Source organism: Neorhizobium sp. T25_13, from assembly GCF_002968675.1.
Lineage (GTDB): Bacteria > Pseudomonadota > Alphaproteobacteria > Rhizobiales > Rhizobiaceae > Neorhizobium > Neorhizobium tomejilense.
On the sequence record NZ_PVBI01000008.1, the window covers coordinates 289686 to 315005 of the forward strand.

At 60.8% G+C, this 25320-nt stretch carries 13 protein-coding genes; 4 read left to right on the forward strand and 9 right to left on the reverse strand.

The window, feature by feature from the left end:
* Nucleotides 1-306: 306 nt before the first annotated feature.
* The gene (locus C5J22_RS20440; protein WP_245440478.1) at nucleotides 307-1770 is read right to left on the reverse strand and encodes an oligosaccharide flippase family protein; all 1464 of its coding nucleotides are present in this window, start codon (nucleotides 1768-1770) and stop codon (nucleotides 307-309) included.
* Between the two features lie 125 nt (nucleotides 1771-1895).
* A complete protein-coding gene (locus C5J22_RS20445) occupies nucleotides 1896-8429 on the reverse strand; it encodes a type I polyketide synthase (RefSeq protein ID WP_245440479.1) in 6534 nt (2177 codons plus the stop codon).
* Nucleotides 8430-8884: 455 nt separating this feature from the next.
* Here C5J22_RS20445 and C5J22_RS20450 point away from each other — a divergent pair, with 455 nt between their 5' ends.
* The 3 genes from C5J22_RS20450 (at nucleotide 8885) to C5J22_RS20460 (ending at nucleotide 15484) form a co-directional block, all read left to right on the forward strand.
* Entirely contained in the window at nucleotides 8885-13354 is a 4470-nt protein-coding gene (locus C5J22_RS20450; protein WP_105439703.1) for a MupA/Atu3671 family FMN-dependent luciferase-like monooxygenase, read from the forward strand.
* 2 nt (nucleotides 13355-13356) lie between these two features.
* Nucleotides 13357-14007 carry a 4'-phosphopantetheinyl transferase gene (locus C5J22_RS20455; RefSeq protein ID WP_105439704.1) on the forward strand — a complete coding sequence of 217 codons (651 nt, stop codon included), beginning with the start codon at nucleotides 13357-13359 and terminating at the stop codon, nucleotides 14005-14007.
* A 280-nt stretch (nucleotides 14008-14287) separates the two neighbouring features.
* Entirely contained in the window at nucleotides 14288-15484 is a 1197-nt protein-coding gene (locus C5J22_RS20460; RefSeq protein WP_105439705.1) for a glycosyltransferase family 2 protein, read from the forward strand.
* A gap of 40 nt (nucleotides 15485-15524) precedes the next feature.
* Here the strand turns inward: C5J22_RS20460 and C5J22_RS20465 are convergent, their stop codons facing one another.
* Nucleotides 15525-17114, reverse strand: a complete 1590-nt coding sequence (locus tag C5J22_RS20465; RefSeq protein ID WP_105439706.1) for a GMC family oxidoreductase — start codon at nucleotides 17112-17114, stop codon at nucleotides 15525-15527.
* Between the two features lie 354 nt (nucleotides 17115-17468).
* On the opposite strand from C5J22_RS20465, the gene C5J22_RS20470 reads away from it, so the two are divergent.
* A complete protein-coding gene (locus C5J22_RS20470) occupies nucleotides 17469-18908 on the forward strand; it encodes an exopolysaccharide biosynthesis polyprenyl glycosylphosphotransferase (protein ID WP_105439707.1) in 1440 nt (479 codons plus the stop codon).
* Nucleotides 18909-18935: 27 nt separating this feature from the next.
* Here the strand turns inward: C5J22_RS20470 and C5J22_RS20475 are convergent, their stop codons facing one another.
* From C5J22_RS20475 to C5J22_RS20500, 6 genes are all read right to left on the reverse strand, one after another.
* Entirely contained in the window at nucleotides 18936-20174 is a 1239-nt protein-coding gene (locus C5J22_RS20475) for a type III PLP-dependent enzyme (RefSeq protein ID WP_105439708.1), read from the reverse strand.
* Nucleotides 20174-20407: a phosphopantetheine-binding protein gene (locus tag C5J22_RS20480; RefSeq protein ID WP_046666358.1), complete on the reverse strand. Its 234-nt coding sequence runs from the start codon at nucleotides 20405-20407 to the stop codon at nucleotides 20174-20176. Before C5J22_RS20480 ends, C5J22_RS20475 begins: the two co-directional genes overlap by 1 nt.
* Complete coding sequence (locus C5J22_RS20485; RefSeq protein ID WP_105439709.1) at nucleotides 20404-22041, reverse strand: AMP-binding protein; 1638 nt, start codon at nucleotides 22039-22041, stop codon at nucleotides 20404-20406. Before C5J22_RS20485 ends, C5J22_RS20480 begins: the two co-directional genes overlap by 4 nt.
* A 27-nt stretch (nucleotides 22042-22068) precedes the next feature.
* Nucleotides 22069-22698, reverse strand: a complete 630-nt coding sequence (locus C5J22_RS20490) for a serine O-acetyltransferase (RefSeq protein WP_105439710.1) — start codon at nucleotides 22696-22698, stop codon at nucleotides 22069-22071.
* Nucleotides 22695-23693 (reverse strand): glycosyltransferase 61 family protein, encoded by a 999-nt coding sequence (locus C5J22_RS20495; protein WP_105439711.1) that lies wholly within the window; start codon nucleotides 23691-23693, stop codon nucleotides 22695-22697. The genes C5J22_RS20490 and C5J22_RS20495 overlap by 4 nt, the downstream gene beginning before the upstream one ends.
* A gap of 268 nt (nucleotides 23694-23961) precedes the next feature.
* Nucleotides 23962-25161, reverse strand: coding sequence for a hypothetical protein (locus C5J22_RS20500; protein ID WP_172746722.1), 1200 nt, complete (start codon nucleotides 25159-25161; stop codon nucleotides 23962-23964).
* Nucleotides 25162-25320: the final 159 nt, after the last annotated feature.

Below are 25320 nucleotides of genomic sequence, written 5' to 3' on the forward strand. Positions count from 1 at the left end.
GTAATTTAGTCTATGCGCAAGTAAGCAGCTAGATAAAAATATTTACCGGGGGGGCAAGCTAAGTTCCGATAGGGAATTGGATATCTGCTTATAGTTAACGTCCACGTCAAAATGACCCCCTTAAAGCTCGATCCCGGCCCCGCCCATGAACTTTCGGAGGCGTGACCTGTTCCGACGCAAAACGCTGCATTTCGGGACAACGAGCACTGCGGCGGGCATGCAAGCGACATCCGGGCATCTCGGCGCCAAATAATCGGCCAGCCGACATATAAAAATAGCAAAACTGGAAGTTTTTGACAGCTTTTCTTAAAACAGCGGGCCAGCGTGGTGGAGAATACCCGTTGCAAGAATTCCAGCCAGATACCCGACAGGCCAAGCTAACAATACACCCGCTTCATATAGGAAATTGTTGAGGCCATGACGGTGATTGAAGTAAAGAATCGCCGGCAATACGGGCAGTCCGTAAAGTGCAGCCGCCCATACTGCGCCCTCGAAACCGAACAAGTAATAACCGAGGGGCAGGCATGTAAAGCTGGAGACCGCGCGAATGAAATTCATGACAGTCTGGTTACGCGGTTCATTGACGGCGAGATAGACCGCGGACAGGGGACCGAAACGCATGATGAGAAGGCTGAACGATAATATCTGGATAATTGGAGCAGCATCTCGATAGCGATCATCATAGAGCACTTCGATGATTGCCGTGCCGCTCGAATAGATCGCGCCCGCACTTCCGATGAAAACAAGATCCAGCGGCAATCGCATTTTCCAGAACATGGAGCCGAGCTGCTCCGGACGTTCCCTTGCGATCCTGCCTAAGGCCGGCATTGCCACGTTTAAAAACAGCCGGCCACCGGCACCTTCCAGCATCGAGATAAGATTGAAGGCCAGGCTGTAGAAGCCAAGCACGAGGGGGCTTGTCCATCCGGCGAGAAAGATACGGTCTCCGTTGGCTGCTATCATCGTAAGGATGGAGGACAGCATGATCCAGCGGCCAAACCGAACAAGATCCCTTATCGCCGGAGCTTCCCAGTAAAGGCTGTTATGCTGACCCGGTAACCATATGTGAGTGAGAATAGTGGTCGTCAACGCAGATAAAAGCGTCGCGGCCACGAACGACCAGATCGAGCCGGTGTACCACGCAAGCGAGATCCCGACCGCCAGACTGACGACCTGAGCCACTATCTCGATCAAAGTGACGCGCCCGAGATTGAGGTGCCGGAACGCAGTGATCAGCTTTGTGGATTGCAGCCCCATGATCACGGTGCAAAAAGACATCCCCATGATGATGGCTGGCAACGACGTGACCGTGTAGACCGATCCGGCCGGGAACAGGCCATACTCGGCCGCACGCCCGATCCCGATGGCGATCAGGACGCATGCAAACCAGATCAGGCAGCCGTGGATGATCTGCAGCGTCCACGCGGTGTCGAGATAGGATTGGTCGTCGCCATATTGGCTCTGTATGGCCGCGGGCCTGAGCCCGAGATCGGACAACATGGCGACCGACACCTGAATCATGGTGGCGACGGCCATGATGCCGAACATTTCCGGTATCAGCAGCCTTGTCAGCACCAGGTTGCTTGCGATGCGTACTACCTGGGAGAGGAGATACCCCATCATCGACCAACCTGCGGCCTGGATAAGGGTCGTGCGAAGACGCCGTTTCGGTGGCTGAACCGTCACGGGCAAAGCGTCGAGAAGCAACCGCTCCCTGGCGTGAGGGGAAGGCACCTGCTTCCAATCCGAGGGAACGATTGCGTCAGTCACAGAATACTCCTCGTTCTTTAAGAAGACTTTCCAGCTTGATGTCGAAGGCACGCAAGCAGCATGCCCCGGGCAGGTCTTGGCAATTGCGGGAACGGTATCTTCGAGATCCGGCCATCGTTCATCGGCTAAGCAATCTCGGCGACCCGGGCCGGCGCTCTGCTTTGAACCTTGGCATCCACATCGGCGGCCCCATGGAGCGCCGCCGAGACACCGGAGGCTTCAAGAACAGCACGCATGTGCTCGGAGAGCACCCGAACATACGGATCGAGCACCATGCTGTCGTGGTCTCCCGGCACTTCCGAGACCCGCAATTGCGGTACATGCCCCGCCCACCCGTTGTCAGGCAGCAGTACATCGCGGTTCTGCTTCAGGTAACGGCCGCCACCAAGGCTATAGAAGATATCGGGCTTGGGACGAAACAACGTGACCTTGCCGGAATAAGCCCTGACATCATACCTGAGCAACGCTCTCCTGAACGCCATCTCAATCCTGACATTGTTGAAATACTCAGGCGATTCACCTTGATGCTCCAGCTCGGACTTGACGCGCTGTTGCTCCTGATAGGCACGACGGTCCCTCAGATAGGCGCCAACGAACCTCATCTTGTGTCGACGCATATCCTGCAATTTCATGCTGATACGGTCGCGCAGGCCCAGCCCCGGCTGCCGCGGCATGGGGGTGTCCAGCATGATCACCTGGGAAACCTCTTCTCCTGCATCCTGGAGCTGCTGGGCCATTTCAAAGGCGGTTATGCCACCACCCGAGTACCCGGCGAGAAGATAGGGTCCGTTGGGCTGCACCGTGCGGATTTCGGCGATGTAGTCGGCCGCCATCTCTTCGAACGTCGCGTGCGGTTCGTGGTCGCCGTAGAGTCCGCGGGCCTGCAATCCGTAGACCGGCCTGTCAGCACCCATGGTCATCGCCAGATGGCGAAGGTTCAGGACATTGCCGAACATGCCGGCGCAGATGAACAGCGGAGTTGCTTTCGCATTCTTACCGGGGTTCATCAGTACCAGATGAACGGGTTTTGCCGTCGTCGTCGGCAAACTCGCCGCGAGCTCCGATCCTGCGGCTTCGCCACCATCCGGCAATTCCGCAACGATGCGCTCCGCACATTGGGCAATGGTCGGCGCCTCGAACAGCGTCGATATCGGCAGGTCGAGCGCATATTGTTTCTTGATCATCCGGAACAGGCGAACCGCGATCAGCGAATGCCCGCCCATGTCGAAGAAACTGTCGTGGATGCCGACCTTGGCGATGCCGAGAAGCTCCCGCCAATAGCCGGCCAGCGCTTCCTCGATCGGATTGCGCGGCTCGACGAACTCGCTTTCGAGGTCCGGCCTCTCAAAATTGTCGCCGGACGGCGTCGCGGTTTCGGCAGAGGCGGCAATCCATTCGCGCAGAGTTTCGAGATCGATCGAACTGATGATCGGCTGAGGTTCGGATGTGGCGAGCGCACGTTGCAGCGCCGAGAAACCTTCCGCTGGCAGGATACCGTTGCGCACCTGGGTGCCGAGCTTCAACATCCCCGGAGAAAGCGCGGCCGGCCTCGCTTTGGCAGCAGCCGGGGCGTCCGCCTGGGCTGCGTGACCGAGCGCAAGATCGTTCTCCAACCTGCGCATGACGAATTTTTCGGCTTCGAAGATGATATTGCCGTGGGGATCGGCGATCGTCACGTCGAAGGCCGCATAACCCTCGCCGAAATCGCTGCTGTCGGCGAGTTCGACGATACTCACGACCTCGGCCGGCAGGGGCCGGTGAAGGACCACCCGGCCATAGGTTGCCGGCGCCCAAAGCGAGGTCTCGGCGTCGTAGTCCTTGGCAAGCTCCATGGCAAAGCCGGTCGCGATGTCGAGCAGGCCGGGATGCAGCAGGATGCCTTTCGCAAGATCGTCGGCAAAGATCGAGTCCAGTTTCAATTCCGCAATAGCCTTGCCGCGCGCCATCGCCATCGAGCGCAGGACGGCCCAGCGGGGGCCAAAGCGGATATGCTTCTCCTGAACCGCGCGAAGCGTGCTCCCGCCTCCGGCGACCCGTGACCCGTCGCATTGAGAGGCGACAGCGGCGATGTCGACCGCGCTGCGCCTCTGTTGCGCCTGCGGCTTGAGGACGGCTTCGGCGTGTTTGACGAACAGCGCATCCTCGCTATCCGCCGGGCCTGCCAGAACCACGACGCGAAAATGCGCAGCCGCCGGCTCCAACCGCACTCGAACGGCTTTTATCTCGCCGTCATTGAAGGCAAGCGGCCTCAAGAATACGAGGTCCGCCACTTCCGCTTCGAACGGAAGTCCGTATTCCCGGGACGCCTGTGCAATCAGCTCCAGATAACCTGTACCCGGCATGACCGCCTGGCCAGAAAGCAGCCGATGTTCGTCGAGCATCCATTCCGTTTGGGGGCTGACCAGCGCCTCGAGCCAGGGTAATCCCGTCTCGTCCTCTTTCCAGTGCTGGAAGAACGGACCGGCAGCTGGCCCGGCAACCGGCTTGATCCACCCGTCGCCTTCGGAGGCGCCAAGCGCCCGTGCCGCAAGACCGACTTCATTCCAGACGCCCCAATGCAGCGCGACGGTGGCGCGGTCGGTGCGATGAGAACGGCTCTGTGCGAAGGCGTTGAGATAGGCGTTCGCCGCGACGTAATCGACCTGCCCTGCCCGCACCACATCGGTGCTGGTGGAGGAAAACATCAGGAAGAAATCGAGTGCCACGTTTACGAATGCCGTATCCAGCACAGTGGTGCCGAGCACTTTCGGCGTCAGGACCTTGTCGATGCTGTCGCGTGTCTTGGTCTGCATCAGGCCGTCATCGACCGTTCCGGCCGCATGGAAGACACCGTTGATTTCCCCGAACCGGGAGAGCGAGGTCTCGACCGCCCGGCTCATCTGCTCCGGATTGCCGACATCGCCGACCAGATAAAGAACGTCCGACCCCTTGTCCTCAAGCCTTCGGATCGCCGACATCGCCCGTCGAACGACGCCGTGGCCGTGGGTGCGATCGTAGAATTCCCAGCTTTCCCGCGGCGGCAGAATCGTGCGGCCGACAAGCACGATCCGCGCCCGGAACCGCCCGGCGAGTTCGTCGGCAAGCGCCAAAGCGACGTCGCTCAAGCCGCCGGAGAAGAAGTAGACGCCGCCGTCGCGCAGTGTCGCCTGCTCGGACGATACGTCATTCAATGGCAGCCGCTGATGGACCTGCGACCAGCGCCGCCCTTTGCGGAACGCGACGATTTCGGATCCTGGCTTGGCATGCAGATCTTCCCAGAGCTGCTCGATCAGCGCCGCCGGCTCCGCGGCCTCCTTTTTCTCGACCCGCCCGGTCATGCGCGCAAAGGAGAACCGCTTGTCGCTCCGCTCGGTCTTGGGCGGCAGATCGATATCGATCACCCTGACCGTGGCACCGGCCATCTCCTTCGGCAGGACTAGGCTGGGCCCCAGAACGGTGGCCTTTTCGGGATAGGGCAGCGGCTCGCCCGAGACCTGCTGCATGCCGTTGGTGATGACGGTGAAATGCATGTCCGCAATGCTGGCCGCCTCCCCCAGAGCCTGGGCGAGATGCAGCATGCTGTCGAAACCGCATTCCTGGTTCCGATGGAAGAAATTCGAGCCGGGCCGGAAGGTCTCGGCCTGGGTCAGAAGCCACATATGCACGATACGCGAGGGCAGGCTGCCATCACCGGAAAGCCCGGCAATCAGGGCGTCATATCCGGCACGGCCCAGTTCCGGGCAGAGCATGTAATCCTCGACGCTGCGGCGAATGAAAGCGTCGCCCAGGGACACCGTGACGACACGGTGGCCGGCCGTCCTCAGCGCCTCGACCAGCTTCTGGCCGACCCCGGTCTCGTCGAGGAAGAAGAGCCAGGACTGCGCCTCTTTCTCAGCGCCCAGCTCGTAGTCAGCCAGCGTCTGCTTCCAGGAGGGGCGATAGCCCCAGCGGGCGATATCGGGTTCCTTCGAAAGGACGGGCTCGGCGCTCTTGCCTCTCTCATTCGCTCCGGCGCGGTCTATGAAGAAGCGCTTGTGCTGGAACGGATAGGCGGGCAGCCGGACCCGGCGCGGCGAACGGCCCTGCCACAGGCGGTCGATATCGACCTCAAGGCCAGTCGCCCACGCACGCCCCACGGCGGAGAGGAAATGGAGCCGATCGTCGCCGGCCTCGTCGGCATGCGGCAGACTGTTGATCACCTGGTTTGCGGGGATCGACCCCTGCGCCTTCGTCAATGACGACAGAACGCGCCCGGGACCCACTTCGATATAGATACGTCCCGGCTCCGCCGAAAGCGCTGCCATGCCATTCGCGAAATAGACGGTCGAACGAAGGTGTTCGACCCAATACATCGGATCGGTCGCCTCTTCGGCGCTCAGCGGCAGGCCCGTACGGTTCGACAGGATCGGAATGGCCGGTGCGCGAAGAGTAATACCGCGCAGAAAGGCCTCGAAGGCTTTGAGAATGGGCGTGACCAGCCGCGAATGCGCCGCGATGTTGATCGGCACGCGCGTCGCGTCGATGCCCTGCCCGGCCAGAAACTCCCGGAAGAGGTCGAGATCCTCGTTGAGGCCTGACACGACACAAAGCGATGGCGCATTGACCGAAGCGATGTCGAGCGATGGCGGCAGGAGCTCGGAAAGCCGGTCGTGATCGAGCGGCACGCTCATCATGCCGCTGGGCCGGATAGTCTCGAACAGCTTGCCCCGCAGATGCACCAGGTTGACGGCGTCCTTGAAGGACATCACGCCGGCAACACAGGCCGCGGCGTTCTCGCCCATGGAGTGGCCGATCAGCGCCTTCGGCTTGACGCCCCAATCCATCCATAGACGGGCCAAGCCGATCTCGGTGATCAGAATGGCCGGAAGCTGGAGCGAGGGGCGTAGGAAGGTTTTCGCAGCTGTTGCGGAGTTCTCGCCGAGCCACACCGTGCGGATCTCATTTGCCGCGTCGATGGGCAGATGGGAAAGCCCCTCTTCGACGCTCCGCCGGAATGTCTGATCCTCCTCGTAGAGCCGCTTGGCCATGCCGACATATTGAGCGCCGCCGCCCGGAAACAGGAATATGGCGCCGGAATTGTTCGGCACGGACTGATGAACGAAACCGCGGCTGCCGGGGTTCGCAAGGACCGCAATGGCGTCCTCCCGACCACGGATCGCGACCACCATGCGGTGGTCGAAATGTTTGCGGCCATGGTGCAGCGTATAGCTGACGTCATCGAGCGAAAGACCGGGTTGGCCGGAGATCGCCGAGCCGAGCCGCTCGGCCGCCTGGTCGATCGTCTTGCGCTGGCGGGCCGAAAGGAACAGCAACATCGGATCGGAATCGGCGCCGATCTCCGCATCGGCCACGTAACGGGTCGGTGCCTGCTCGATGATGGCGTGCGCATTGGTGCCGCCGACACCGAGCGAGTTGACGGCCGCCCGGCGAGGACCCGGCGCATGTGGCCACTTCACCAGCTTGTTGTTGACCCGGAACGGGCTCTTCTCGAAATCGATCGAGGGATTGGGGCGCTCGAAGCCGAGCGTCGGCGGGATCTCACCCTCGTTGACGGCAAGCGCCGCCTTGATCAGAGCGACGACGCCGGCTGCCGTATCGAGATGGCCGATATTCGATTTGACCGATCCGACATGGCAGAAGCCGGTCCGGTCGGTGCTCTGCCTGAAGGCCGCCGTCAGCGCCTCGATCTCGATCGGATCGCCGAGGAACGTGCCGGTACCGTGGCACTCGACATATTGAATGGTGTCGGCATCGACACCTGCGAGCCCTTGAGCTTCCAGAACCGCCTCGGCCTGCCCGCTGACGCTCGGCGCCAGATAGCCCGCCTTGCTGTTGCCGTCGTTGTTGACGGCCGTGCCCTTGATCACGGCATGGATCACATCGCCGTCGCGAAGAGCATCCGAAAGCCGGCGAAGCACGACCACCCCTACGCCGCTTCCGAAAACGGTCCCCGCCGCGCGATGATCGAAAGGCCGGCAGTGCCCGTCGGGCGAAAGGATCTCGCCTTCCTGGAACGTGTAGCCGCGCCGATGCGGGAATTCGATCGTCACCCCGCCGGCAAGCGCCATGTCGCATTCGCCGGAGATCAGGCTCTGGCAGGCATAATGTACCGCGACAAGCGACGTGGAGCAGGCGGTCTGCACATTGACGCTCGGGCCGCGCAGGTCGAACGTGAAGGAGGCTCGCGTCGCCAGAAAATCCTTGTCGTTGCCCGTGTGGCGCAACAGGAACATTCCCACCTGGTCGATCAGGTTGCGATTGCTGCAGACGTTGAAATAGAAATAGCTGCCCATGCCGCAGCCGGCGAAAATACCGACCGGTCCGGGTTGATTGTTCGGCGTCCGGCCGGCATCCTCCATGGCTTCCCAGGCGCATTCCAGGAAATGGCGGTGCTGGGGATCCATGATCGCCGCTTCCTTCGGGTTCAGGCCGAAGAACTCCGCGTCGAACATTTCCATATCGGGAAGATCGGCGCCGCGAGGAATATAGTTGGGGTGATGGAGCCGCTCGGGGTCCTCGCCTTCAGCGATCAGGTCCTCCGGCGAAAACGTCCGGACCGACTCTACGCCGTCTCGCAGGTTCTGCCAGAATTCCGAAACATTACGCGCACCCGGCACTCTCAAAGCCATGCCGACGATTGCAATATCGCTGGCACAGACCTGGTTTGACCCCTCAAGCATCGACACCGCCCTAACCCACGGAGGCCAACCTGATGACATCACCCCAATGATGCCACGAGCCTCGTTCCGCTTCCCAGTGAAATCCGCGAGCGCAAACCCGCAGCCTCAATGTGCTGCCAGCCAAGACGCAATCGCAATTACTCCTTTGGAAGCCATGATCATCCGTATGGGGGAAAGCCGGGTATCGCCGGCAATTCAGGCTTAGGCGCGATCATCCGCATGGGTGCTCCGGCGCATGTTGAGTTTTATACCGCTCCCCGTTTCTATCGGAGTGCCTGGAACAGCAACGAGTGGGGACAAGCTTTATGGGCGAATTGAAGTGTGTTTTGATCGGTGGCGGTTTATTACTGGTTCAATGCGCTGAAATTCTGCGGGGGCGCGGACATAGGATCGAGGCCGTAGCGACGTCGAACGGATCGGTCAGAAACTGGGCGCAGGCCCAGGATATCCCCGTCGTGACGCAAGAAGGCGAATACGCCGCCCAGCTGACCCATTACGACTACGACTGGCTCTTCAGCATCGCCAACCTGAAAATGGTTCCCGACGCGGCCTGGCGACACGCGAACATCGGCGCGGCCAATTTTCATGACGGCCTGCTGCCGGACATGGCCGGCCTCAACACACCCGCCTGGGCTATCCTCGAAGGCCATGACCGGCACGGCATCACCTGGCACGCGATCACCGAAGGGATCGACGAAGGCGATATATACGTGCAGCAGCATTTCGAGATCAGCGCGGACGAGACGGCGCTGACGCTGAATACGAAGTGTTTCGAAGCCGGGATCGCGACTTTCTCCGACATGCTCGGCGATATCGAGCGCGGCACCTTGAAGCCGCGCCGGCAGGATTTCGCAACCCGCACCTATTACGGACAGCTCAAGCGTCCTTCGGCCGCCGGTACGCTCGATTTCACGGCCTCGGCAAGCGAGCTTTTCCGCCTGGTGCGTGGCCTGGATTTCGGCCCCACCTATCTCAATCCCCTGGCAACGCCCAAGGTTCGTTTCGGCGACGACGTCTTCACCGTCAGGAACCTTCGCGTCCTCGACGGCGAACTGAACGGGGAACCGGGTCTCGTCCTCTCGGTCGGCGCCCATGGTGTGACGATCGGCACCGCAGACATGCCGGTCCTGCTCGAGGCCGCCCGCAAGGATGGCACCCGGCAGATCACGCTTTCTTCGGTACTGCGTCCGGGCGATCGCCTGCCGCTTATGAGCGAGGCGGACAAGACCGCCCTGTCGGAAGCGGTTTCCGCTCTTGGGCGGCATGAAACCTTCTTCCGTCGTGCGCTCGAAGCCGGTGCTGATATCGCGCTTCCCTATATAAAAGCATCGGAAGCCGGCCAGGCACCGGATATCCGCATCATTCCTCTGCTGTTTTCCGGGCAGCTTTCGCGCCAGGAGCGGGTCGCGTTGACAGCAGCCTTCCTCGTGCGTCTTTCCGGCCAGACAGCGTTCGACCTCGCCTATACCAACGACCGGCTGGCAGATCTCGACGCCCGCCATCCCGGTTATTTCGCGAAGTCCATTCCGCTGCGGATCAACGCCGCGGGGCAGGCCTCGGTGGACGACCTGCTCGGGCAGGTCGATCAGGCGTTGAAGGTGCTGGACCAGCGCCAAGGCTATTGCCGCGATCTTGTCGACCGTTATCCCGGCCTTGCAGCGCCGGAATTGACAATCGGTGTCGCAGACATCTCCAATCCGGCGATCGCCGACGAGATCGAGGGCTGCGCCCTGACATTCCGGCTCAGCGAAACCAAAGCCGACCTGCTCTACGATCGGGCGCGGATCGACGAACGGCAGGCGCAGGATTTGGCGACGGCATTTGCGATCCTGGCCTCGGCGTTCGAGGACCGCGCAGCGTTGCTCCAGGACCTGCCCTTGATGTCGAATGCCGACAGGAACATGGTCCTCTTCGACTGGAACCGGACGGAGCGCGAATACGACACTGCCGCCTGCGTCCATCAGCTTATCGAACGGCAGGTCGACCGGACGCCGGATGCCGAAGCTCTGGCATTCCACGGCCGTTCCCTTTCCTACCGCGAGATGGACGAACGGGCGAACCGCATCGCCCAAGCGCTGGTGGCCCAGGGCGTCGGCCCGGACGTCACCGTCGGCCTATACCTGCCGCGCTCGCTCGATCTGGTCGTCGGCGCGCTCGCGATCATGAAGGCGGGCGGGGCCTATATTCCGCTCGACCCGCATTTTCCGGCCGATCGCCTGGCATTCATGATCAAGGATAGCGGCGCCAAGCTGGTCCTGACCGAGCGACGGCTGTCGAAATCCGAGACGCTGGATGGCAGCAACTTCCTGTGCGTCGAGGATATCCTCAGAAACCAGGCAGGAGCGGATCGCCCGGCAACCGATGTCACTTCCAGCAATCTCGCCTATGTCATCTACACGTCCGGCTCCACCGGCCTTCCGAAGGGCGTGATGCTGGAGCATCGCAACGTCGTGAATTTCTTCGCCGGCATGGACGAGCGGGTGCCGCGCACCGCCGATCGTCGCAATGTCTGGCTGGCTGTCACCAGCCTCTCCTTCGATATCTCGGTTCTGGAACTCTTCTGGACGCTCGCCCGCGGCTTCAAGGTCGTCGTCCACTCCTCCGAAATTATCGAAGCCAAGGCGAAGGGTGCGTCTTCCGCCGGGAGAGGTACCAATCTCGATTTCGGCCTCTTCTACTGGGGCAATGACGGCGGATCGGGTCCGGACAAATACCGGCTGCTGATCGAAGGCGCGAAATTTGCCGATGCCAATGGTTTCGATTCCGTCTGGACGCCGGAGCGCCATTTCCACGCGTTCGGCGGCCCCTATCCGAACCCGGCGGTCACCGGCGCGGCCGTCGCGGCTGTCACCAGGAACCTTTCGATCCGGGCCGGCAGCTGCGTTCTGCCGCTTCATCATCCCGCGCGCGTCGCCGAGGAATGGGCAGTCATCGACAACCTCAGCAACGGGCGCGTCGCACTTGCCTTCGCCTCCGGCTGGATGCCGGAGGATTTCGTGCTGCGGCCGGAAAATGCACCGCCGAAGAACAAGGCGAGCCTGACCCGCGATATCGAGGTCGTCCGCAAATTGTGGCGCGGCGAGAGCGTCGATTTCGATTTCGGCGCCGGCACGGTTGCGGTCGTGACCCAGCCGCGTCCGGTCCAGAAGGAGCTCCCCGTCTGGCTTACCACCGCCGGCAATCCGGAAAGCTACCGGGAAGCGGCCCGGCTTGGCGCCAATGTGCTGACCCACTTGCTCGGCCAGTCTGTCGACGAGCTTGCGGAAAAGATACGGATCTACCGGCAGACGCTTGCCGAGACTGGCCGCAATCCGGCCGATTTTAAAGTCACATTGATGCTCCACACCCTGATCGGCAAAGATCGCGACGAGGTGCGGGATCTGGCGCGCGGCCCGATGAAGGAATACCTGCGCAGCGCAGCCGCGCTGATCAAGCAATATGCCTGGGCGTTTCCGGCCTTCAAGAAGCCGCAGGGCATCGCCCAGCCGATGGATATCGACCTCCAGTCGCTGGCGCCCGAGGAGATGGACGCTATCCTGGAATTCGCCTTCCTGCGTTATTTCGAGGACAGCGGCCTGTTCGGTACCGTCGAGGATGCGCTGGAAAGGCTGGACCAGGTCAAGGCGGCCGGCGTCGACGACATTGCATGCCTCATCGATTTCGGCCTGGCCGACAATATCGTCCTGGAAAGGCTTCCGTTGCTGGCCGAAGTCGTCAAGACCAGCAAGAACCCTGTCAGTGATGAGGCCGGAGACGGTTTTGCGGAAGAAATCCGCAAACATCGCGTCACGCATCTGCAATGCACGCCTTCGATGGCCCGCATGTTCATGATGATCGACGAGGACCGCGCTGCTTTAAGCGATGTCCGCCATCTCTTCCTCGGCGGCGAGGCGCTGCAGGGCTCGCTTCTCGCAGCCTTGCGAACCGTCACCGACGCGACAATCGAAAACATGTACGGTCCGACGGAGACGACGATCTGGTCTTCGACATTCACGGCCGGCCCATCGACGGGCGTCGTTCCGATCGGCCATCCGATCGCCAACACCCAGCTCTATGTGCTCGACAACGCCTATAATCCGGTGCCGCCCGGCGATGTCGGCGAGCTTTATATCGGCGGCGACGGCGTCGCCCGCGGTTATCACAATCGCGAACAGCTCACGCAAGAACGCTTCCTGTCCAACCCGTTCATGGAGGGCCGGATCTATCGGACGGGCGACCTCGCCCGCTTCGACCGGAACGGCGTGCTGCATTTCCTTGGCCGCACCGATCATCAGGTGAAGATACGCGGCCATCGCATCGAACTCGGCGAGATCGAGGCGCGCATCGGAACATTCGCCGGCATCCGCGAGGCTGTCGTGGTTGCCCGCAAGGACAGTCCTGGCGACGTGCGCCTGATAGCCTATATCCGCACCGACGGGACGTCCGTCTCCGAACAGGAACTTCGTACCTATATCGCCGAGGCCCTGCCCGATGCGATGATACCGTCGCATTTCGTGACGATGGAGGCCTTCCCCCTGACGCCGAACGCCAAGGTGGATCGCAACAAGCTGCCGGCCCCGACGGAAAGGGTCCAGGCCCCGCCGGCCACCTTCATCGAACCGTCCAACACTCTGCAGCGGGATATCAGCGAGGTATTCGGTCGCGCACTTGGGCTCGAGAAGGTCGGCATATTCGACAACTTCTTCGCTCTCGGCGGGCATTCGTTATTGGCGGTCCAGGTCCATCGGGAAATGAAGGCGAAGCTGGCGCCGGATCTGACGATCACCGACCTCTTCCGTTTCCCGACGGTTGCCCTCCTCGCCGACCATATCTCCGGCAAGGGCAAGGCGGACCTGCAGCTCGGCCGGGCAGCCGAGCGAGCCGCATTGCGGCGCAATGCCATGGAACGACGACCCACGCTGGTTCGCGTGGAGACCAAGGTCTAGCCATGCTGCTGGAGGGCATGTTCGATCCTTCCGTGTCGGTCGCCGAAGCCGACCTGCTCGGCGACGTCTCGAAACTCTATCCTGAAGAGAGAACGGCGATCGCCAATGCGGTGAAGAGCCGGCAGCAGGAGTTCACCGCCGGCCGCATCTGCGCCAGGCAGGCCATGGACCATCTGGGACTGCCTGGAATGGCCATACCCGTGGGATCGGACCGGGCGCCGATCTGGCCGGCCGGGATCGCCGGAAGCATCAGCCACTCCACCACCCGCTGCGTCGCCGCCATCGGCCGCCATTCGGACGGCATCAAGGCTCTCGGCCTCGACCTTGAGGAAGCGACGCCGCTTGACGACACCTATGCGCAGGAGATCTGCACCCCGCGAGAGCGACAGTGGCTCAACCGGCAGCAATGGGGCATTCGCGGGCGGTTGGTGAAAGCGATCTTCAGCGCCAAGGAATGCACCTACAAGTGCCAGTACGGCCTGACGCGCACGATGTTCGGCTTCGAGGCCATCCGCATCGAGCTGAACCTCGGTGACGGGCATTTCGCCGCCTATTTCGAGATCGATGTCCCGCCCTTCAAGACGGGGGACCGGCTGCTGGGCCAGATCAGGCTGCGCGACGGATATGTCGTCGCCGGCATGATTATCCGCTGAAACCGCCGGCCGTATCCAGGTCAGTAATCCCAGCCATCTTTCCCGTAACCGACTGCATTCGTTCTGCGAATTGCAGCGGATAACCCGTGTTGGGCGCAAGGATCAGACTTCAATTGATCCACCAGCCATCAAATGGGCGTAGACATGTTCGCGGTGGCTCCACCTGCCCCGAAATAGGATGAGCCTGTGCACACTCGAACGGTGTAGCGTGGTCAGCTTAGAACCCTCGGCCCTCGGGCTATGATTGACCCCTTGAGACGCGTCGTCGGAGGGGGCAGCCATGCAGCAGGACATACTGATCGCCACGGCATTGTTATTGTCCGTCGTCGTCCTGGTTCCGACTGTCTTCTTCGCGATCGAATGTCTCGCCGGAAGTCTCGGCGGGCGGAGCGGGCCGCCACGTCAGAACGGGCGCCGGCCGCAAGTCGCGGTTCTTGTCCCGGCGCATAACGAAGAGCTCCAGATCACCGATACCCTGCACAGCATCCAGAGCCAGATGCGCCACGGCGATCGGCTGGTCGTCGTGGCTGACAATTGCAACGACCTCACCGCATCTCTGGCACGTGAAGCGGGCGCGGATGTCATCGTACGGTTCGATCCGGTTCGCCGCGGCAAGGGATACGCCCTGGACGCCGGCGTCAGGTACCTCGGCCTGCTGCCGCCGGACGTGGTCGTCATTGTCGACGCCGACTGCTGGCTGGAGCCGGGCGCACTCGATAACCTCGCTCTCATGGCCGCGGCAACGAACGGACCCGTGCAATCCCGCTACCTGATGTTCGCGCCGCCGGACGCAAGCATCAACCTTGCGGTTTCCGAATTCGCATTTCTTCTGAAGAACCGGATCCGGCTTCTTGGACTGGCGAAACTCGGGCTCCCTGCGCAATTGACCGGCTCGGGCATGGCATTTCCCTGGGCCATCCTGCGGGACGCCGCGCTTGCGAACGGCGATCTGGTCGAAGACATGAAGCTTGGGCTGGACCTCGCGCGGATCGGCCACGCTCCGCTTTTCTGCGATGCCGCGGCCGTCAGCAGCAGGTTTCCGTATTCGAAGAAAGGCCTCGAAACGCAGGCTTCCCGATGGAACGCCGGCCGCTTCGCGCTGGCGGCACACCTCTTCTCAGCCTTGCTGGACGTCAACACGTTGCGGAACAGGGCCTATCTGGCGCTCGTCGTCGATGCGCTCATACCGCCGCTGACATTGCTGGCAGCGCTTCTCTTGCTCTCGCTGCTTGCCGCAGTCCCCCTCGCAACTTCGGGAATTGCGATCGCGCCACTTGCGATCTCGACCATCGGCATTCTTGCTTTCGATATCGCGCTATCGGTTGCCTGGTGGCGTCACGGCAGGCGCGCGCTTCCCATGCATGCCATGGCAGACATTCCGGGTTACATGTTCAGGAAACTGAGGCTTTATCCGCGTCATATCCTCCAAGCCGGCGGGGCGGCCTGGATCAGAACCGATCGAAACAGGAACCACTGATGGGCGAGACGGGGGCGTTGCCCCTTTCGGAGGCTCGTGGTCAGGACGCGGAATCCGAAACGACGCAAGGCTCCGTCCGTTTCGCCTTTGTCGTAGACAATTTCCGAGCAATATGCTCACCGACACGCAAGGCGTTGGCGGCAATCGTCAGGCTTGGATTGGCCCCTCCACTGGTCGGGAAGAACGAAGCGTCAACGACATAGAGATTGTTCAGGTCGTGCGCACGGTTATTGACATCCAATACCGCGGTGGAGGGATCCGGACCAAACCGGCAGGTTCCACAGGCATGGCCGTAGTTGAGGTTGACTTCGGACCCGAGCATCATCATCCGGTGCCGCTTGAATGCCTGCCGATATAACTTGCGGAAGGCCTGCATTCTTTGCCGCAGTTCGTTATGAATCGTATATTCGAAATAGATGCTGGCGGCATCTTCCGGATCAGGCTTCACGCGATTTTCGGGATAGGGCAGATCCTCGAGGATAGAGGTGAATATCGTTGCGTTGCCGGAGATAAGAGCGCCGATCATCGCCGGAATGCGCATGAAGGGCTTGAGCGGCTTCAGCCAGACCCAGCCGTTCCGGTCGATCAGTGACTTCAGGAAATGAAGCACGTTATTGGCGGTCGCAGTCAGGCCCGTGGACTGGATGGCGCCTAGCTTGAGACCTTGATGCTCATAGAAATCGCGAAAGCCGATCGACTTTCCCGGCTCTGAAACACGGGTTCTGCCCCGGGGCCAGACGGCGAAGAAGTCGGACGCGTGGAACATCAGGTTGCGCCCCACAAGATCCGACGTGTTTGCAAGGCCGTTCGGCCAGAATTCGTTGGTGGAGTTGAGAAGCAGCAAAGGTGTCGAAAGCGCGCCGGCCGCGAGTACATAGAGCTTGGCAATGATTGCCAGCTCGTCTCCGTTCCTCCGGCACGACAATTGGGTGACCGCCTCGTCGTCGGCCGAGACCTTTTCCACGTTGCATTGATCGATGACCATGGCGTTTCCGGTCGCGAGTGCCGGCTCGATGAACGCCCGCCGCGCATCCTGCTTGCAGGATTTATGGCAGATGAAGCCGCCGCATTGGCCGCACCCGTCGATATATCGGCAGGCCGTGTGGACTCGATAAGGATGCATCCCGTTCGCTTCCGCAGAATCGAAAAAATGCTGATCGCATCGCGTCATGGCAGGAGGCTCGATGACCTCCGATCGTGGCTGCAGCGGGTCCTGGCTGCCGCGCACATGCAGAAGGCGCTCCGCCTTGCGATAAAAAGGCTCGAGGTTTTCATAGTCTATCGGCCAGGCCTGCCTGCCGGACTTGTCGACGATCTTGAAATCGCTTGGGGAAAACCGCTCGAGCGCCGCCGCATAGATAAGCGTCGAACCGCCGACACCGCAGCCGAGCGCGGGAAAGAACCTGACGGGACGAGCATCCACCGAGCCGGAAATCTGCTGTGGCCACCGGCCATTTCTCAGGCGCTTCGCTTCGTCCAGGCTATCGGGATCGTCACGTTCGTCCTGCGAAAAGTGGGCCAGACCCTTTTCAATGAAAACTACGCGGTGCCCGGCGGTTGCCAGTGCGTATCCCATTGCCGCCCCGCCCATTCCGGCGCCGACGATGGCAACGTCCCATTCAAACTCCATCCACACCCCCAACTCAAAACCAGGACTGTGGCCATCAAGCCTTCAGCCGACGAGGCCCCTTCGGACGCGGAGCCCAGCATTCAATCGCTGCCAATGTCCATTTTCTCAGCGGAAACGGTAGCTCCGCCTTACCAACTGAAATATAAAATAAATTCACATGCCCAATTTTAAGTCAGATCGAAAGGTTTACTAAAAACCTGAGCATAAATTGGACGTTATACACAAAGGATTGTACTCAATCACCCGAGCAACAAAAGTAGGTAATAGGGAGATCATTCTTAGGAGGTAGGCAGGATACATTGTGCCCACCCTCTCCTCGGCTATACTCGTACCGCTGGTAGGGGTTTTTTAACGATGATCACACCATTTGAGCCGAACATCGGAAATGACTACATATCGTATGAGCACAAGCCTCCGCACGGAGGGCTGGAATATCATAGTATCGCCTATGTGGCCGCCGCAGTGGACTTCGTCTATCTTCTTGGAGCGACCGGTGTCGGCTTCACGGGCTATCAGTATGCCGTTTTCGGATCTGCGCCCGATCCTTCGCTTTTCATCGGCATCGGCCTCGTTCTATCGACGATCTTCGTGCTCGCCATGCACAGCGCCCAGGCCTACAGCCCGGAGAGCATTCAGCTCCTGAGGCCGCAGATCCGGCTGATCTGCATCCTTATCCCAAGCGCTCTTGCCTTCCTGCTGACCGTCATCTTCTTTCTGAAGATCGGCACGACGTTCTCGCGCGGGGCAATATTGATGACTGCCGTCATCTCGCTGTCCGGGCTGATCTGCACCCGCCTGTTCTGGCACTGGTATCTGCCATCGGCGGCAGCTGCGGCCTCCTTCAAGATGAAGCGGGTGCTGCTGATCTGCCACGAGGAGTTTTCGGCCGAACATTGGCAGCATCAGGCGGCTGCAAGCGGCATGACTCTCGCGCAGATCATACGCCTCTCGGATGAAAATCTGCTGCCCGCGAACGCCCTGCAGAGACTGAGGCAAAGCGAGGCCGACAGCATAGACGAAGTATTCATCGTCTGGCGGGACCCGAACGTCTCCAATCTCGAACTCTATCTTGGCGAACTCAGGCGCTCGGCTTTTCCGGTCAATGTCATCTTCGATGGCGTCGTTGGCCGGCTGACCAGCGCTCCTGCCCGCAAGATCGGCAGCATGACCGCCTTTCAGACGCAGCGGCCACCGTTGAACCTCTATGAACGCGGCACCAAGCGGGCATTCGACATCGTCTTCTCGCTGACGGCCATGCTCTCGCTGTTTCCGTTGCTGCTGGTCGTGGCGATCGCCATCAAATGTGATTCCAAAGGTCCGGTGCTGTTCAAGCAGGTCCGCAAGGGACACGGCGGCCGCTCGTTCAGAATCCTGAAGTTCCGCAGCATGACCGTCATGGAAGATTCAGGCGATATTCGTCAGGCGACCAGGAAAGATCCCCGCGTCACGAAAGTCGGGGCGATCATCCGCGCTTCGAGCATCGATGAGCTGCCGCAATTCTGGAACGTCCTTCGCGGCGAGATGTCGATCGTCGGCCCCCGCCCGCATGCGCTCGCCCATGACGAACTCTATGACGCCCAGATCGCCAAATACGCCTTCAGGCGGCACGTCAAACCCGGCCTGACCGGCTGGGCCCAGGTCAACAATTGCCGCGGCGAGACGCCGAACATCGAGAAGATGGAAGAGCGGATATTCCACGACCTCTGGTACATCAACAACTGGTCGTTCTGGCTGGATATGAAGATCGTCGTCCGCACCGCGATCGAGATCTGCGATTTCGGCAAAGCCTACTGATTTTTATCGCGGGATTTTAGGCAGGCGTTATGCCGAGGGGAGCGCCGGAATGTGTGTCACATCGCGCATGCCGGCGGCCTCGATGAGAACCTCGCAGGGTGGTGCGTGGCTGATGAAATGGATCGGGCTTGCCGTCAGCCCGTAAGCGCCGCTGTTGTGGACGGCAACAAGATCACCCTCTTCGATCCGCGGGAGCATCACCCCGACAGCGAGCCGGTCGATCGACGTGCACAGAGGCCCGACGAGGTTGATTTTCTCCGGTTCGCCCTGCCCGCCGACCTTGTGCATCGTATAGTTCCGATGCATCACCATCCCGAAATGGCCGGAAGCCGGCAGGTGGTTGTTCATGCCGCCATCGCAGATGCCGATCCGCACGCCGCGCGATTCCTTGACCGAGACGACGCGCGTCAGAAAATACCCGGCCTCCCCGACGAGATACCGCCCGAGCTCGAGCACCAGCCGGGTCTCGGCAAATTGCGGCAGCGCCTTGAGGCTGTCGAGATCCGTTGCGATGCCGGCAACGACCGCGGAGAGGTCGAGCGGCAGGTCGCCGTCGTGATAGGGAATTCCAAGCCCTGATCCGAACACCAGCTTCTCCGGTCGCGGAATGTAGGTTTCGCAAACTTCCCGGAAAATGCCGATGAAGTTGCGGTAGTTCTCGCAGATAGCCTCCGGCTTCAGGCATTGCGTGCCGGAATAGATATGCAGTCCGACGATCTTGAGATTGGGCAGAGCCGCAATCTCGGGGATGTCCCTTGCGATATCTTCCCAGTCTATGCCGAAGGCGGACGGACGGCCGGCCATCTGGTCGCCGAACCCTTTCGGAACCGTGGTCGGCGCGATGCGCACCAGGACATGCTGCACACGTCCGAGCTCGCCGGCGACCGCGTTCGCAAGCCCCGCCTCACGCACCGATTCCAGGATCAGTTCGCCAATGCCGCCTTCTATCGCCTCCCGGATTTCGAACTGCCGTTTTCCGGGACCTGTGAAGCTGATGCGCTCTGCCTCCCATCCAGCCGCTATCGCCGTCCGGAACTCCCCGATCGAGGAGACGTCGAGATATTCCGCCTGGCCCTTCATGAGGGAAAGCAGAGCCGGGTTAGGGTTGCTTTTGGCGGCAAAGCTCAATGCGAAGCGTTGCTCGAAAGCTTGCCTCAGGAGCGCTGCCCGGCTCTCGATCGCCGATGCGAGATAGACATAGGAGGGGGTTCCGAATGATGCCGCCGCACTCTGCAGCCAGACATCGAGCGCCGAGAAATGGTTCATCAGGCGCTGGCTTCCGCAAAACGGATGATCCGCTCCGGCGTATCGAAATTTTCGAGCGTCACGTCTTCGGCGCGAATGGAAAGGCCCGTCGTTTGTTCGACGAATGCCAGCAGGTTTACCATCGAAACGGAATCGAGAAGACCTGAGGAGAACAGTTCGCTCTCGCTGTCGGCATGGGCGATATTCAGGGATTCCCGCAGATAACCAATCAACTTTCCATGGGTAAGGCTCATTGCAGGTTCTCCCTTGTTTCGGTCACTTTGATTTGAGCTGCCGGCGGAGGCGCGCTTAAGACAATTTCCCCGCCTTGCATCCATTCGCGACAGAGGCGCACGACATCCGGCCGCGCCAGCTTGCCGCTCGATGTGCGCGGCATGCTTTCCGGCCAGACATGGAACTGCCGCGGCACCATGTAGGACGGCATCGCGCGCCGGCAGTAGCGCAGCAGGGCCTCCTCGTCGAACTCGCCGATCGGGGTTATCGCCACATGCACCGTTTGCCCCAGTTCCTCGTCGTCGACGCCGAAGGCGACCGCCTCCGCCACCGCGCCGCTGCGGCAGACGAGATCCTCGATCTCATCCGGACTGACGCGGAAGCCGCTGGTCTTGATCATCGCGTCGTTGCGGCCGATGAACCAGAGGTCGCCATCGGCATCGATCCGGACGATATCGCCGCTATAGACGACCGGTTCGTCACCGATCAGGTGCCAGAGTTCCGGACACGGCCGGATCTTCTGCTCCGTCACCTCCGGCTTGCCCCAATATCCGAGGCTGACAAGCGGGCCGCGATGAACGAGTTCGCCCTGTTCGCCGGGATGGGCGATGCCTTCGCCATGCTTGATGACATAGACTTCGGCGCCGGGGATCGCCTGACCGATAGCTCCCATCTTGCGGGTAAACTTCTGCGGCGAGAGATAGGTCGAGCGGAAAGCCTCGGTCAGCCCGTACATCAGATAGACATCCGCATCCGGGAAGACCCGCGGTATCTGCTCGAGGATGTTGAGCGAAATCTTGCCGCCGGAATTGGTGATCCGCCTGAGCGCCGGAAATTCCACGGGATTGTCCTTCAGCAGCCTCACGATCTGGCTCCAGAGCGGCGGCACGGCGGCCACGCCGGTCACCCGATGCCGCTGCATGGCCAAAACGATTTCGGTGGCCATCGGCACCGCCTGGTGCACGACGGTACCGCCCATCAGCATCATTGTCGTCAGCTGGTTCAGGCCATAGTCGAAGCTGTAGGGCAGGACGCTGAGCAGCCGGTCGTCTTCCCTCAAGCCCAGATAGCGCGACACCGAGCGGGCGCCGGCAACGATGTTGCGATGGGTCAGCATCACACCCTTCGGCATGCCAGTCGAACCGGACGTGTAGATGATCATCGCAAGTTCTGTGTCGAGCCGTGCAATCTCGTCGCCTGAAAGGTCTTCCGGAAGATTGTCCCAGACGTCGAATATGGCATCGGCCGGCAGTTTGCCTTTGACCAGAACATTGTCGACAGTGTCGGGTAGCTTGCGCGCGCCGAGAGCCTCGGCGACCCTTGCCTCGACGATCAGCAGGCGGGCACCGCAGTCGTTGGCCACGTATTCGAGCTGCTCGACCGTCCACTGCGTGTTGACGTTGACGACCACCCCACCCACCTTGGCGATGGCGAACATGGCGGTGACCTCGGCGATGCTCTTGCGCAGGTGCACGATCACCCGGTCGCCGGGCCGGATATTGCGGCTCTGCAGATAACCCGCCAGCCGGTCCACTTCGGCCGCAACCGCGGCATAGCTCGCCGCGCGATGACCGTCGATGAGCGCTGGCTTGCCCGGCCTTGAGACGAGGTTGTCAGCCAGAAGCTGATAGAAGTTGGTGGTCAACGCGTTCATGGCAAACTCCTCCAGCGGATGAGTGGATCAGGGAGTGGCATCGGTCTTGGTCTGCCCGCTCGAAAACGGGCCGAGGCGGGGATAAATCTTGGCCGGGGAACCGACGACGATCGAATCCGACGGCACGTCGGTGGAGACCGCTGTATTGGCTCCTATCCGTACCCGGTCGCCGACGCGGATATCTCCGAGAATGGTGGAGTTCACCCCGATAAAGACGTCGTCGCCGATCCTGGGTGCACCGGCGCTCATGTTCGTGCCGATCGTGACATTATGCATGATGCCGCATCGTTTTCCGATCACGGCGTCAGGATGGATCGAAATCGATCCCTCGACGTGGATGATGTGAAAACCCTCGCCGAGCGTCACCTCTGCCGGTATCCACACCCGTGTAAGCGTCGAAACGACCATGTTGATCGCGCCGTAGATCTTCTGGAAAAACCGTTTGGCCAGGTGGCTCCGAAGGCTCCCCGCCCACCGGCCGAAGCGATAGACCAGCAGCGAGATAAAGCCGGCATTGAGGATCCTACTGCCGTGGCGCTCGTAGTCCTTCCGCACCAGGTCGCGAAACGAGGCGGGAGGCGCGTGCTGGGATGCGGCACCCTTATGGTCGCTCATCGCCGCGGATTGAGGATAGAGAAAACGAAGCCGTGAGGTCATGCGAGCACCATCTCCAATGTGCGGTCGATATCACTCCACTCGACCCGAAAGTTCTCGCAGGTTCCCTCGCCGACGACGAAGGCATAACCTTGTCCCTGACGATCGGTCATGACCTTGAGAACCGAGACCACCCGATCTGCCGGCTGGATGACGAACAGGGCCGATTCCGGCGGCATGATCATCAGCCCGTGAACCAGGTGGCTGCCTTCCACACCTGCGACGATGCGGGCTCCGGCACAGGCGTGAATGATGTCGTCGACCGACGAGGCCAACGGATCGATGATCCGGAATCCATATTTCTTCGCGAACTGTTCGGCGATATCGGACTCGTTCGACAGCAGGCGGCTTTCGCCCTTGCTCCCCCGCAGGATGAAGACGCCGGGATGAACGGGAAAAGGTGGCGCCGATGCCAGAAGCTTTTCGCGAACCTGATCGGCCCGTTTCTTCTTGCTCTCGTTCTGCCCCTTGTCCCTGAAGAGGATGACCTCGTCGAAATGGACGTCGCTGACATAGATCGGCTTGAGATCGAGTTTAGCGGCATATTGCGGCTCGTGCCCCCGCGTGATCGGCCGCGTCGTTATCGGAGTTTCGTATTCGTCCGCCAGCGGATAGGTCAGGCAATCATCCGAAAGCCAGTTGCCGAACCAGCGATTGCCGACCCAGCTCTCGAACAGGGCACCGCTGGTCGAGTGCTTGGGAGGCACATAGACAGGCAGCCGGCGGCTGCGGGGCCTGAGGCTCCTCGAGGACTTCGGCGCATAGAGAACGCCATCGATGAGGTCGACATTCTTGATCCGGTAACCGACCGTAGCCTCCTGAGTGGTCTCGTAGTTTCCACGAAAGCCCTTCACAACCTCTGTGACCGGCCCGAATTGAGTGCCCTTTATACGGTCGAGATGATGCGGCAGAAACTTTGCGGGGCGAATGAAGCGCCGGGTCTGCGGGGCAATCGTCCAGCGATCGACGGCAACCGCTTCGATATCCGGGAAAGGCATCCCGGCAATCTTTCTCAGAGAATGCACAATCGGCAAAAAAGATATCAACCAACTATCCTCGCAAGGCACAATCAGCATTAGACAAGGGAGTTTTCCTTGTGCGAAACTCCGCATCCCAGCGAAGATATTCGCATAGCTGCCAATGGTTTCGCCGCTAGTCTTTGGGCTATCGGGTTACTCATTTCGGCGTATCGGGCAACGTTGGCTCCCTAGCCCTCCCGAAGCGCCGCTGTCGGCTCTGCGCTGAGGGCAATCCACCTTAGCCGTTTCACTCCAGGCCTTTCCTGAAGCGCCAGGTAAAACGGACAATATTCCGGATGCGCAGCAACTCTGTAATGAGATAGCTGCCTTCGCGAGGGTAGGCGCGCGCCACATAGTTCGCGTAGTGGGACGCGAACGCGAGCGAGACCGGCGCCTCGCAATCGCCCGCTTCATTCATCTTGGTTGCCCGATAACGTTGCATGAAGTCGGCAGCAAACAGCCTCAGCGCGTCGGCTTGCCGGGCATCCAGCAAGGCGGGCGGCCGTTGCTGACGGATATCCACTCCGTAGATCGCCGCGAAGCTTACGGCGGCCACGTAGTAGGAGCCAAGTTCGGTCAGATGAACCTCATCGGAGAAGATTGCCTTCAAGCGGTCCGCCGCATTCCAATCCTCGAACCCGCTAAAGGCTGGATCGGACGCCAGACGCGCGACGAGCTCGGCAAGCGCAAGCGATGTTGGAATGAAGCGAATATGGTTTTTTCGGCCAGCCGCCCCGATCTTATCGTTTACCCGGTTCACGACGCATCGCCAGACGGGCAGAGCCAGCCTCTCATATTCGATCCACGGATGGGGATCCGCCAAAGACGAAAGGCTTATCCAGGGGGTGTAGAAATATGTAATCCCAGCTGGATTTGCCGTGGTGAACGCATGGTGGTAGCCATGGAGGTAACGAACAGTTTCGCTCCACATCAACGCATCCAGAACACGATGTTGTTCGGTGATGATGAGAACGTCGTAAGGCCCGTCGGTCAATCGAACGAACCCGCCGGCGGTTCGCTGCTGGATTGAAGAACCGGTCACGTTCTCCAACCGCCAGGACACTGCAATCCCTTCCTGCCGGGCGATCCCTTCGAAATGATCCGGATAGGGTTGATCTGTCAGGCTGTGCCCGGACAGCAGGATATGATCTCGGTTGCCGGCCGAAAAGGCCTGAGGTGGAGCGTCGAGACCACGCTCGGCGCTGACTGGATCAGGCTTGAACATGGCCGCGCCAAGTGCGAGCGCACCGACCGTGGACGTCGCGAAAGCGGCCGTCAAAATCCTCGACAAACACATTCGAAATGGTCTCCGACGTTTGTTAAGCACCACGGCCGCTGACCGCGCAGGCGTGGCCGCACCGCCCGGCTGAACCACCTTTGCCACCAGAAGATATTGGTTAAGGTCGGCCGGTCGTTTCGCAAGCGGCTCCGTGCGCGATGCGCTCATCTTAAAGTCGATTAGTACTTTCAGGCTCATCCGTTAGATGGAGGATTTGGGACCGGAAGCTTACCTCTTTGTGCTCTGTTTGCAGGTGTCGTAGGCCGCCCTAGTATAAACCGTCTTGTCCCAGTTGGACGGGAAGGGGTTACCGATCATTGGGGGTCT

Coding starts and splice junctions, on each gene's coding strand:
- C5J22_RS20465 (WP_105439706.1), bottom strand. CDS start 17,114: ATGGAGTTTGAATGGGACGTTGCCATCGTCGGCGCCGGAATGGGCGGG.
- C5J22_RS20480 (WP_046666358.1), bottom strand. CDS start 20,407: ATGAGCCTTACCCATGGAAAGTTGATTGGTTATCTGCGGGAATCCCTG.
- C5J22_RS20475 (WP_105439708.1), bottom strand. CDS start 20,174: ATGAACCATTTCTCGGCGCTCGATGTCTGGCTGCAGAGTGCGGCGGCA.
- C5J22_RS20495 (WP_105439711.1), bottom strand. CDS start 23,693: ATGCCTTTCCCGGATATCGAAGCGGTTGCCGTCGATCGCTGGACGATT.
- C5J22_RS20490 (WP_105439710.1), bottom strand. CDS start 22,698: ATGACCTCACGGCTTCGTTTTCTCTATCCTCAATCCGCGGCGATGAGC.
- C5J22_RS20455 (WP_105439704.1), top strand. CDS start 13,357: ATGCTGCTGGAGGGCATGTTCGATCCTTCCGTGTCGGTCGCCGAAGCC.
- C5J22_RS20460 (WP_105439705.1), top strand. CDS start 14,288: ATGCAGCAGGACATACTGATCGCCACGGCATTGTTATTGTCCGTCGTC.
- C5J22_RS20485 (WP_105439709.1), bottom strand. CDS start 22,041: ATGAACGCGTTGACCACCAACTTCTATCAGCTTCTGGCTGACAACCTC.
- C5J22_RS20445 (WP_245440479.1), bottom strand. CDS start 8,429: ATGCTTGAGGGGTCAAACCAGGTCTGTGCCAGCGATATTGCAATCGTC.
- C5J22_RS20500 (WP_172746722.1), bottom strand. CDS start 25,161: ATGAGCGCATCGCGCACGGAGCCGCTTGCGAAACGACCGGCCGACCTT.
- C5J22_RS20470 (WP_105439707.1), top strand. CDS start 17,469: ATGATCACACCATTTGAGCCGAACATCGGAAATGACTACATATCGTAT.